The organism is Pseudomonas sp. ACN8 (assembly GCF_002303925.1).
Classification (GTDB): Bacteria; Pseudomonadota; Gammaproteobacteria; order Pseudomonadales; family Pseudomonadaceae; genus Aquipseudomonas.
Genome location: NZ_MRCS01000084.1, coordinates 1 through 11,785, shown reverse-complemented (window position 1 = coordinate 11,785; position 11,785 = coordinate 1). Strand labels below are relative to the sequence as shown.

General features: G+C 55.0%; 10 protein-coding genes. 2 read left to right on the top strand and 8 right to left on the bottom strand.

Translation table 11 applies throughout. The features are described from left to right. The 3 genes from BSF44_RS28370 to BSF44_RS28360 form a co-directional block, all read right to left on the bottom strand. Positions 1-640 (bottom strand): DUF1254 domain-containing protein (locus tag BSF44_RS28370; protein ID WP_218194565.1); only part of this gene is annotated, 640 nt, incomplete at its 3' end. A 120-nt stretch (positions 641-760) separates the two neighbouring features. Further along, complete coding sequence (locus BSF44_RS28365) at positions 761-2,038, bottom strand: OmpP1/FadL family transporter (RefSeq protein ID WP_095946315.1); 1,278 nt, start codon at positions 2,036-2,038, stop codon at positions 761-763. 288 nt (positions 2,039-2,326) lie between these two features. Further along, positions 2,327-3,355, bottom strand: coding sequence for an AraC family transcriptional regulator (locus tag BSF44_RS28360; RefSeq protein WP_095946314.1), 1,029 nt, complete (start codon positions 3,353-3,355; stop codon positions 2,327-2,329). Between the two features lie 410 nt (positions 3,356-3,765). Here BSF44_RS28360 and BSF44_RS28355 point away from each other — a divergent pair, with 410 nt between their 5' ends. Next, positions 3,766-4,869, top strand: a complete 1,104-nt coding sequence (locus tag BSF44_RS28355; RefSeq protein WP_095946313.1) for a GlxA family transcriptional regulator — start codon at positions 3,766-3,768, stop codon at positions 4,867-4,869. A gap of 279 nt (positions 4,870-5,148) precedes the next feature. On the opposite strand, the gene BSF44_RS28350 is transcribed toward BSF44_RS28355, so the two are convergent. The 4 genes from BSF44_RS28350 to BSF44_RS28335 all read right to left on the bottom strand — a co-directional run bounded on the left by BSF44_RS28350 (position 5,149) and on the right by BSF44_RS28335 (position 10,382). Further along, the gene (locus BSF44_RS28350; RefSeq protein WP_095946312.1) at positions 5,149-6,402 is read right to left on the bottom strand and encodes an OprD family porin; all 1,254 of its coding nucleotides are present in this window, start codon (positions 6,400-6,402) and stop codon (positions 5,149-5,151) included. Between the two features lie 91 nt (positions 6,403-6,493). Then, positions 6,494-7,798 (bottom strand): CitMHS family transporter, encoded by a 1,305-nt coding sequence (locus BSF44_RS28345; protein ID WP_095946311.1) that lies wholly within the window; start codon positions 7,796-7,798, stop codon positions 6,494-6,496. 123 nt (positions 7,799-7,921) lie between these two features. Beyond that, entirely contained in the window at positions 7,922-9,256 is a 1,335-nt protein-coding gene (locus BSF44_RS28340) for a dicarboxylate/amino acid:cation symporter (protein ID WP_095946310.1), read from the bottom strand. 43 nt (positions 9,257-9,299) lie between these two features. Further along, complete coding sequence (locus BSF44_RS28335) at positions 9,300-10,382, bottom strand: 4-oxalomesaconate tautomerase (protein ID WP_095946309.1); 1,083 nt, start codon at positions 10,380-10,382, stop codon at positions 9,300-9,302. 164 nt (positions 10,383-10,546) lie between these two features. On the opposite strand from BSF44_RS28335, the gene BSF44_RS28330 reads away from it, so the two are divergent. Next, the gene (locus BSF44_RS28330) at positions 10,547-11,437 is read left to right on the top strand and encodes a LysR family transcriptional regulator (RefSeq protein ID WP_095946308.1); all 891 of its coding nucleotides are present in this window, start codon (positions 10,547-10,549) and stop codon (positions 11,435-11,437) included. A 19-nt stretch (positions 11,438-11,456) separates the two neighbouring features. On the opposite strand, the gene BSF44_RS28325 is transcribed toward BSF44_RS28330, so the two are convergent. Beyond that, positions 11,457-11,785: NAD(P)(+) transhydrogenase (Re/Si-specific) subunit beta (locus tag BSF44_RS28325; protein ID WP_141250106.1), on the bottom strand; the 329-nt coding region annotated here is incomplete at its 5' end.

The following is an 11,785-nucleotide window of genomic DNA, read 5'->3' as shown; positions in this document are numbered from 1 at the left end:
ACAGCGGCTGGATCTTGTAAGCCGCCTGCACCTTCTCGACATTCGGCATGTCGGCCGGATTGAACAGCTGGGTGCGGATCAGCGTCAGTGCGAAGGGCGTCGTGGAGCTGAACACCTTGTCGATGCCAGGGGGTGTCGCCCCCTTCCAGTCGGGACCTGCGATCAGATAGCTCCCGGCTGCGCTGGCCGTGGCACGGCTGCCGATGTAACCGTAGTTATAGGTGTTGCCGTCGATCAACTGCACCGAGTAGTAACGTTTTTTGGAGACGGCCGGCACGGTGATCACCAGCGGCTCGGCGCGCAGGTCGGCCCAGAGTATCGAGTACGGTGTGTCGCTGTTGGGCGTAATGACGGCCGTATCGGCGGGAGTAGAAACCCGATGCTCGTTGTACAACTGGTTGAAGGGGGCCTTGAACTGGCTGGACTTGGCGTCCACCGCGAATTCGTTCATCACGGCGTAGTTCATGACCAGCGGCAAGCCGTAGATAAAGCCTTCCTCGGCGATCGCCTTGGTCTGCTCCAGACTCGGCGCGGCCACGCCCTTGGCCACATCCGCCTTGTCGGCCTGCGCGATCGGATCGTTCTTGCCCGCACACCCCGCGAAAAGCGTTGAACCCACGACGACGACCGCCGCAGCCATTGTCCAGCCCCTGTTAGACTTCCTGTTCATGTTCACCTCGTTGGTTTTGTGCAAGCTGACGTCGTGAGTGTTCATATCCACGGTCAAGTCATCTGAAGACCTGAAACCCTCGCCGATTTTTTAATAGCGCCAAGTCATGTTGGCGGTCAGGGCTTGAATCCAGGCGTTGTCGAACTCGCCTGATACATGATCGCCAGACAGCGTTTTTTGCTGATCGACTGACATGTCCCCCATCCACACCGTGACCCAACTGAAATTCACGTCTGTCTCTTTATTCAGCGAATAAGTAAAGCCTGTGGCGAAGCGCCAGGCGGCGCCCATGGGCACGGTGAGCGTACGATCACCATCGGACACCGCGGAGGTGTCATAGGCGATACCGAAATCCCAGATCCAGTCCTGGTTCATCTGGTATTGAGCGCCAAGCGCCAATTGATACGTGTCTTTGTAATGCGCATCGATCGAGGCGGCCCTTGAACCGGTTCTGGACGTGTCTACGTCAATACTGATGTCGCCGAATTTCGACCAATCCTGCCAATTGACTGTAGCCAGAAAAGCCCATTGCGTATCCAGTTGCTGGTACAGGCTGAGGGTCGCCGTTTGCGGTACTTTCAGATCGATCCTGGTGTTGACGCTGTTGAGGCGGCTCACCAACGGAGCACTGCTCTTCACATCCAGGCGATCCTCGAAGTCGAGGTCAACCTGACTGGTGTAAGCCAGGCCAATCCGGGTACCGGGCTTTGGGGCATAAATCACGCCTGCGTTGGCGCCGTAACCCCAGGTGCTGTCCCGGTATTTGTATTGGCCGTCACCCCGTTGTGTCAGTCCGAGCGGCGCCTGATCGATGGCGGCTTCGCTCTTCAGCATCCCGTACATGGCTTTGAGTCCGACGCCGACGGACCACTGATCGTTGAAACGATAGGCGACACTGGGTACGAGTGACAGTCCCGCAATGCTCGCGTTCTGTACGAAATAACGGCCGGACCAGTCGTTGTCATAGTTTTCAGCCAGGCCGAAATCGCCATAGGAGCCGAAACCGACGGACCACCGATCATCCAGTTGATGGCTGATGAAGAAACTGCCACCCGGTATGGGATCGAGCGCGTTACCACTGCCAGTGCCCGGTGTATTGGTTTCACTGTCTTTATCAAAAGATAAGTCACCAAAAAGAACCTGAGCGCCAGCGGAGATCTGTGTTCCGCTGAGGTAACTCAAGCCTGCGGGGTTGCTGGCGATGGTCGAAGGGCCTTGTGCCCGGGCCGCTGCACCGGCATTGGCCAGTCCGACGTTGTCGGTGGCGGTTTCGTACAACATCAGGCCACCGGCAACACTGCGGCCACTAGTCAAGAGTGTCAGCGCACCAAGAACAGTAATCGACAACACACTTTTATTTAATGGCATGAAATCCCTCTCTATCAGATCACTCAGTCTATGTCGCTTGCATCGCCCGAAGGCCAGGGCTTCGTTTTTTTCTCGTGTGGCCTTCTTGAGTATCTGCGCGGAACTCCACCCGCAGGTGCAACTAATCGCCAACCTCATGAACAGCACAAAAAACCGAAGATCAGCTTTGCAATCAGCCTGTTGTTGCGTTCACTTTACGGCAATCATCAGAAAGGCATCTTGCATTTTCGGACAGTGCGCGCGGTATCTCGGTGGTATGGAAATTGGCGAATCACCCCTCAATGGAGGCTACTCCAGTCCATTTCTCCAATGCTGCGGTGACGTATTTGTCCACGTTTTGAATGCACGGGAGAAGGCGTTTGGATCCTGGTATTGAAGGGCCTGAGAGATTGTGGATATCGGCAAATCCGTATCTTTCAAGAGCTGCCGCGCGAAGTTGCTTCTGGAGTCGGTGATCAGTTCTTTAAGGTGAGAACCTTCCGCATCCAGCCGGCGTCGCAATGTTCTTTCATTCAATGAAAATTGACTGGCGATGTGCCTGGAGTTTGCCTGGCCTTTCAATAATAGAGCGTATGCCTGACTCTTTATTTGTTCTGAAATCGTCAAAGGTGACGTGGCGGTCGAAATAGCCAGTTTTAGCAGGTGGTGTAAGCGTGGGTTCGCCGTACATTGAATCTGCCGGAGTTGCTGATTGTTGATTACAAGTCCGGAGATGCTTGCGTTGAACTGAATGTTGCAGCGAAATTTTCTGACGTACGGGGTGATATCCGATGGCTTGCGATATGAAAACTGCACACGAACGGGTGTCCAGTTAGCGCCTAACAATGTCCGTAACATTTGCAGGCCAACCATGACGGCAGTGTCGACAAGTAATGATTGATTGGGCAGGTCGTGGCGATAAATGACATATCCCAGCAAACTATGTTGGCCCGCCAAGGGAAGAAGGAGTGGGGTCGCGCCACGATCATAGAGGTTTGCATGTCCGACCAGATCGATCAATGCATCGCCTGGTGTATTCGCCAGACGCATAAGCTGGCCCACCGGCCCCAACTTATCCAGTGTAAAACGCTCGCCTATCAGTAAGCCAATGTGGGGGCAATCTGTGTGTTCGAATGCAGCCTTGAACAGGTGAGCAGCGTCCATATAGGCGAGGTGCCGTTCTTCATTGACGAATTGCTCTAAACTCAGGCCTGCTTTCTGGAATACCCTCTGCGACGAACCACCTATAAAATCAACCACTTCCGGGAGGCTTCGAAATGGACTCGTGTTGATTTCTCCTGGGCCACTCATTTTTAAAGGCGATTGTTTTTTTGGCATATCCGTTCGCAATCCTACTCTCTGACCTTTAGATAGTATCTCAGAGCCATCACCTCGAATACTTCAGGCTGCTGCAATCACCAACGTTGTCGCCCATTGTTCTTTTCGAAAACCGACCTGTGCATGTCGGTAGCAGGCAGGTTGTCGTTTTCGGCCATTCTCTACCAAAAACGCTACCTTATTGCCCACTGCCAATGAGTAGAGCGGTTGACCCCATCTCCTTCGCTTTTAACCTTGCGCCTTGCGACCATCGAGATAGAGACATCGGAGTGTCGTTTTTTGAACGCATGGAAGAATCCATTGAAGTCAGGTGTGAGTTTTGCAGATAAATACAAATAGCTCGCCCGACGAGCCATAAAAAGAGCCTGCGCCTGAGGCCGTTTACCCGCTTTGTGTGAGGAGATACCGCGATGACGACGTTCAACTCCGGGGCCCAACCCCAGAACAGTGCGCCTCAATCCATTGGCTTTCTGCTGCTGGACAATTTCACGCTGATTTCCCTGGCGTCCGCAGTGGAACCCCTGCGCATGGCGAATCAGTTGTCCGGTCGCGAGCTGTATCGCTGGACCACGCTCACCGTCGATGGCGGTCAAGTCTGGGCCAGTGACGGTCTGCAGATCACGCCTGACGCCGCCATGCACAAAGCACCGCCGCTCGACATTGTGATTGTCTGTGGCGGGATCGGCATTCAACGCACGGTGACTCGCGCACACGTGTCCTGGCTGCAGAGTCAGGCACGTCAGTCCAAACGCTTGGGCGCGGTGTGCACCGGTAGCTGGGCGCTGGCCGGTGCCGGCTTGCTGGATGGATTCGATTGCAGTGTGCACTGGGAATGCCTGGCGGCGATGCAGGAAGCCTTTCCCCGGGTGACCATGAGCACCCGGCTGTTCACCCTCGACCGGAACCGCTTCACCAGCTCCGGCGGCACCGCGCCACTGGACATGATGCTGCACCTGATCAGCCGCGATCACGGGCGCGAACTGTCGGCGGCCATTTCGGAAATGTTCGTCTACGAGCGCATCCGCAACGAGCAGGATCACCAACGCGTGCCACTCAAGCATATGCTCGGCACCAACCAGCCGAAGTTGCAGGAAATCGTCGCGCTGATGGATGCCAACCTCGAAGAGCCGATCGACCTCGACGAACTGGCGGTGTACGTCGCCGTTTCGCGACGTCAGCTGGAGCGGCTATTCCAGAAGTACCTGCACTGCTCACCGTCGCGTTACTACCTCAAGCTGCGCCTCATCCGCGCGCGGCAATTGCTCAAGCAAACGCCGATGTCGATCATCGAAGTGGCGTCGGTCTGCGGTTTCGTGTCCACGCCGCACTTCTCCAAGTGCTACCGCGAGTACTACGGCATTCCGCCACGCGACGAGCGTGTAAGTTCCAACACCACACAACAGGTCGCGATGACGCCATTGCCGCAAGCGCTGGTGCTGTCGCCGTTGTCCGGACCGTTGTCGGCGCTGAGCCAGGCCCGTAACGAATCAACTTTTGCCAGCGTTCGGATATAGCCCGATCCGTCGGATCCATCGCCGCAGCAGAGCGATCGGTGTCTGCCGGTCAGCTGTAATGGGTTGATGGAGTGATTGAAAACCGCAGAGTCCCTTTGGTCTGCGGCGGCGTCACAAATTTGCGTGCAGGCAAAAAAATGCTTCCCCCGCCAACGATGCCGGTTACCACGAGCGGTGTTTTGTGCATGGCGGCGTCGGGGGAGATCTGCAAGCCATCGTTCAAATGAGTTGGTTCGTGATCACGGCCCCGAGCCTTGGTATCCGGTCGTGATCCGTGTCCTACCAAAGGACAATGTCGTAGGTAAGGTAGATCCGGTTGCTATCACGCCCCCGGGAAAAATCCGAGCGGTAGACATAGTTGCGAAGGCGCACGCCCAGGCCCTTGAGAGTGCCTCCTTGAACGACGTAAGCCAGCTCGGTATCACGCTCCCATTCCTTGACGGTGGTATCGGATTTACCGTCATTGCCGCTCAGGTAGCGCGCGGAAAAGGTCAAGCCAGGTACGCCTGCGGCCGCGAAGTTGTAGCCGTAATTAAGCATCCAGGTCTTCTCGTCTTCCTCAATGAATTTGCCAATGCCAGCGTTACTGAATGAATAGACGGTAGCACCACTGATGAAGGGTAAGCCTGCATCGCCGCTGAGGGTCTGATAGCCACCCCCCATCGTATGGCCCGCGATGGCATACGATAGTTGGCCACTGAGCATGTCGTTGTCGATTTTGCCGTCGAAGGCAGATCCAGTATCAGCGCTATGGAAGTAGCGCAAGTCACTGGTGAGCACTCCACCGGCCAAAGGCAGGTCGTGTTGGATGCCTGCGAAGTTCTGGCGGTAGAAGTTGTCGAGCTCGCCATGGAAATAGCTCAGGCGGATGTCCTTGCCCAATTTATATTCGGCACCGGCGTAGCTGAAGTCTCCTGATTTATCCCCACTGAAACCGTCAGGTACGATCGGCACACTGTCGGTAGAATCCCGGAGTTTGAAACGGTCCAGGTACCCTCCGGTGACGGTAAGGTTTTCTATGTCGCTGCTGCTTATTTGGGTGCCTTGATAGGTCTGTGGCAACAATCTCGCATCGTTGTAAATCAGCACAGGGGTCTTGGGCAGCAAGGTGCCGTATTTGACGGTGGTCTTTGCAAACCGTGCTTTTGCTGTAACACCGGCACTGGCAAACTCGTCGGCCGCCCGACCGTCATCATGAACCGGCAATAGTCCGGTACCGCTACGGCCACGACCTGAGTCGAGCTTGACCCCAAGCAGGCCAAGGGCATCAATGCCAAACCCCATCGTCCCTTGTGTAAATCCTGACTGATAGTCCAGCAAGAATCCTTGAGCCCACTCGGTTCGCTCACTTTTTGCGGTTCTCGCTGCTCGTGCGCTCATGCCGTGCTCGTCACGAAAGTTTTCGTTGAAATACACATTTCGTAGTTGCAGTTTAAGTTTGCTGTCATCGATAAAGCCTTCGGCGCTGGCACCGGCCATTGGCAACAAACCTAAAACGCAAAACAAAGCCTGACGGGAATACAAAAAGCTCATGGCAAATTACTCATTATTGTTTTTTAGAGTGCAGGACAGCGCGCGCCTCGCTAGTGAGGCGCGTTGGACAACGGCATAAGATTTGGGTGAATCAGGTGAACAGGCTGATTGCCCCGGTTAACAAGGCCAGTGCAGTAACCACCAGCGAGGTGAGCACCGCCCATTTGACAGTGGCTTTCTGGAAGTCGCCAATATCGCGGTCGACCATTCCCACCAGCAACAGAGTAGAAGCGACCAGTGGGCTCATCAGGTGTACAGGCTGTCCGAGAATAGACGCTCGGGCGATCTCCACGGGATCAATGCCGTAAGCTGTGGCCGCATTGGCCAGGATCGGCAATACGCCAAAATAGTAGGCGTCGTTAGACAGTACGAAGGTCAGCGGCATGCTGGTGATCGCAACGACCAGTGGGAACAGGTGCCCCCAGGACGGCGGGATCCAGTCGACGAGGGTTTGGGCCAAGGCGTCTACCATTTTTGTACCCGAAAAAATCCCGGCAAAAATCCCGGCTGCAAACACCAGCAACACGACGGTCATGGCATTGCCCGAATGGGCAAGGATGCGTTCTTTCTGAATGTCCAATTGTGGATAGTTGATCATCAGCGCCAGAACGAAGCCGATCAGGAACAGAATCGCGGAGTGCATCAGCCCCATCACTAGAGCTGCCATCACTGCGGCTACGAGTAGCAGGTTGATGTACGCAAGCTTGGGACGCTTGTGCGGTGTGTCCTCGAGAATCGCCTCGATGTAGCAATCGCCGCCACCACTATGCAGCTGAACATTGCCGATACGCTTACGCTCGGCACGGCCCAGCAAAAACGCGGTAAAGACTACCCACATCGCACCACCAATCATGGTCGGTAGCAAAGGCACGAAGTATTCACCTGCATCCAGGCCCAATGCCGCGATCGCGCGAGTCGCGGGGCCGCCCCATGGCGTCATGCCACTCATAATGCTAAGAGACAACATAGCGATGGTCGCTAATATCATCGGGTTCATGCCGATGCGCTTGTACAGCGGCAGCATTGCCGCGCAAGTAATCATGTAAGTGGTTGTGCCGTCACCGTCCAAAGCTACAAGCAAGGAGAGGAGGGCAGTGCCAACAGCGATCTTCATTGGGTCACCATTGACTCGCTTCAATATTTTGCGAATCAGTGGATCGAATAAACCGGCGTCGATCATCAAGCCAAAGAACAGGATTGCGAATAAAAGGAGTGCAGCTGAAGGGGCGACCATTTTCAGGCCGTCGAGCATCAACTTGCCGGTGGTGCCGCCAAATCCGCCAATGACGGCGAATACAATGGGCACAACAGTCAGTGCGACAATGGGCGACAAACGCTTAGTCATTATGAGGAAGGTGAATACGACCACCATGGCTAAGCCAAGGAAAGCGAGCATAGGACGATTCTCTTGTTGTTATCGTTAGAGTGGCTGACGCCGAGGCATACGCACCCCAACCCGCTAAGCGACACGATCAACGGTGCCTGGCGGGTGGGTTTTGAGTAAAGTCAGGAGTAGGAACTATCCGATCTTGGCGTTCCTGGCGACTTCCAGGTCTTCCCAGGATTCTTTCTTGGCCAGCGCCTCAGCCGGAACAGGTTTTCCGTCCAGGGTCTGTATCAGCGTTTCCCGGTTGCAAGCATTTTCCGATATAGAGATCACGACAGTTGCCACAGCATTGCTGGCCAGGCTGGTCAGTGCACGTGCCTCGGACATGAAACGATCGATGCCAATCAGCAAGGCCAAGCCGGCCAAAGGTATGTCGTGAATCACGGTCAGCGTAGAGGCCAGTGCGACAAAACCGCTACCGGTAACGCCAGCAGCTCCTTTTGAGGACAAGAGCATGATCGCCAACATGGTGATGGTCTGGGTGAAGGTGAGGTCGATGTTGCAGGCTTGGGCAATAAAAATGGCGGCCAGCGACAGATAGATGGCAGTGCCATCCAGGTTGAACGAATAACCTGTCGGCAACACCAGGCCCACCACGCCTTTCTTGCAACCCAAGGCTTCGAGCTTCTCCAGCATGCGCGGCATCACAGGTTCAGTGGAAGACGTCCCCAGTACCACCAGGAACTCTTCACGCAAGTATCGCAACAGCTTCCAGAGACTGAAGCCGTTAGCGCGACAAATGCTTCCCAACACCACGAAAACAAAGAAACCGCAGGCGATGTACAAGGTCATGATCAATTTCGCCAGCGAACCAAGCGAAGTGATGCCGTACTGCCCTACCGTGAACGCCAACGCGCCGAAAGCGCCGATGGGTGCAAAACGCATCAGGTAAGAGAAAATCTTGAACACCATGTGCGACGCGGCTTCAAGAACGTCAAGCACCGGCTTGCCACGCTCGCCAAGCGAGGACAGGGCAAAGCCAGACAACACCGCAATGAACAGCACCGGTAGTACTTCACCCTTGCTGAATGCACCGATAAAGGTATCGGGGATGATGTGCATGAAAAACTCGACCACCCCAAGCTTCGCAGCCGACTCGGTGTATTGAGTCAATCCGCTGGTGCTTAACTGACTCGGATCAATATTCATGCCGGCGCCAGGCTTGAACACATAGACAGCGACCAGGCCGATGATCAGGCTGATCACCGTCAACCCAAGAAACAGCAACATGGTCTTGCTGAGCAGGCGACCGAGTGAACGCTTGTCACTCATCCCGGCAATGCCAGTGACGATGGTGCAGAACACGACAGGTGCAATCATCATCTTGATCAGTTTGATGAAGGCATCACCGAGCGGCTTGAGAGCGATAGCTTGCTGAGCCCAGAAATGCCCGACGATTACGCCCAGCAGGACAGCGCAGAGGATCTGGAAATAGAGCGATTTAACAACTTTCATGGCATCACCCATTTTTAGAATTGTGCTGATGCAAAATGCCAACTGATACCGAGATTTATCCGGCAAGTCGCGCAGTGGCAGTGGCGTAGACGTAACCGGCGAAAAGCCTGCGAGCGGTGCGTACTACGGAGGCACGAATGGTCTCAGCCTTGTCGCCGGTATAGGACAACACGACGTCAATTGCGCCGCTTGGATGCTCGATTCGAACATTTTCCAGACGAGGGGTGCTGATTCCACCCAGCATCTGCGCGACTACGCTGCCTTCAGTGACGCAAGCGGTGGCCAGGCCGATGGAGCCAGTAATGGCAAGGGCACGGTGGCAGTTGTGTGGCATGAAGTAGCGAACCTGGATCGTGCCACCGGCTTTGGCCGGTGATACCAATACGGGTTTGGGAATGACCTTGTCGCTGACATCACCCAGACCCATTGCGAGGCCTGCTTGAAGCCGCAACGACTCGAGGCGCCGCAAAAATTCCTTGTCGGCGTCCAGTTCGGCCGGGCTTTCATCTCCACGTTTGCCCAACTGGCCAGCTTCGACAAGAAGCATTGGCATTGCCATGTCGATGCAGGTCACAGGAACGTTATCGATCACATCCTGTGTGTTTCCTGTAGGGAAGAGTTTGCCAGTCTTACTGCCGGCGGCATCGAGGAAGGTCAGTTGCACCGGTGCAGCGGTACCCGGCACGCCGTCGATTGCAGTCTCTCCCTCGTAACTGACCTTGCCATCCGGGGTCTGCACTTCGGAATTCACAAATGTCCCTGTGTTCAAATTGCGAATGCGTACGCGAGTACGCTCGCCGGTAGCCTTGACCAGCCCCTGTTCAATAGCAAATGGACCCACGGCGCACAGCATGTTGCCGCAGTTGGGAGCGGTATCCACCCGACGTTGTGAAACCATCACTTGTACGAACAGATAGTCGACATCCGCATCCGGGTGCAACGAAGGGCTGACAATAGCTACTTTGCTGGTTTGCGGGTTGCCGCCGCCGATGCCATCGATTTCCAGCTCATGACCTGAGCCCATCAGGTTGAGCAGCAGCTCGTCACGGGCTTCGATGGCTACAGGTAAATCCCAAGCGAGAAATACCGGGCCTTTGGAAGTACCGCCACGCATTAGCACACAGGGAATTCTTTGCATGACACAGACTCTTGTTGATCAATCGGGGTAATTGATGTTCTTGAGGCAAGAGTGTCAGGCTTTAAAAAATGTTTCCAATGCAAATATCGTCGCTATTATTGCGTTTGACGAATGATTAAATTGAGGTAGATTGCTATCCATTCTCGTTGCTGGCATGACAAAAAATGGACTATGAGCTTAACGACATACGATCTTTCGTGAAGATTGCCGAACTGGGCAGTTTTCACGAAGCGGCTGATGCGCTGCATCTGTCTCAGCCAGCCTTGAGCCGGCGTATCAAAAAGCTGGAAGAAGGGTTGGGAACCTCATTGCTCGATCGCACAACGCGCAAGGTCAGCCTGACCAGCGTAGGTAGGGATTTTCTGCCTAAGGCACGGCGATTACTGGACGATTTCGATGAGTCGATTCTCAATATCCGCGAGCTCGCGGAACGTCAAATTGGCAGGGTGACCCTGGCGTGTATTCCGACTGCCGCATTCTACTTTCTGCCTTCGGTGATCCGCCTGTACAACGAGCGCTATCCTAAAATTCGAATCCGACTGCTGGACCTTAGTGCGAATGAAGGCCTTGAGGCAGTCCTGCGGGGTGAAGCCGATTTCGGCATCAATATGATGAGCGGCCAGCACCCGGATATCGAGTTCGTGCCATTAGTGAATGAGCCTTTTGTGTTGGCCTGCAGGCGTGATCATGAGTTGGCTGAACGTAGCTCGGTGACCTGGTCTGAACTCAGCGATTATCGTCTTATCGGCGTGGGTCGCCTGAGCGGAAACCGTATGCTGCTGGATCACGCTTTATCAGGCTTGAGTTGGCGCCCACAGTGGTTCTACGAGGTACAGCACTTGTCTACTTCTCTGGGCCTGGTAGAGGCTGGGCTAGGCGTATCGGCGATGCCAAGTCTGGCAATGCCTGCCGGGGATCACCCAACGCTGGTAAGCGTCCCTTTGATAGAACCTGTGGTGAATCGATCGTTGGGATTGGTTTACCGTCGCGGGGCATCACTATCCCCCGCTGCGGAGAAGTTCGTTTCAATACTGCTCGAACAATGGCCGCAATGAGGGATCGGCGAAGCAAGTTTTACTCGACAGCCTTGACCATGTCCTCGATGACCTTTTTAGCGTCGCCGAACACCATCATGGTCTTGTCCAGGTAGAACAGTTCGTTGTCCAGACCGGCGTAGCCGCTGGCCATCGAGCGCTTGTTGACGATGATGGTCTTGGCCTTGAACGCCTCGAGGATCGGCATGCCGGCAATCGGCGATTTCGGATCGTTCTTCGCCGCCGGGTTGACCACGTCGTTGGCGCCCAACACCAGTACCACGTCGGCCTGGCCGAACTCGGAGTTGATGTCGTCCATCTCGAACACCTGGTCGTAAGGCACTTCGGCCTCGGCCAGCAACACGTTCA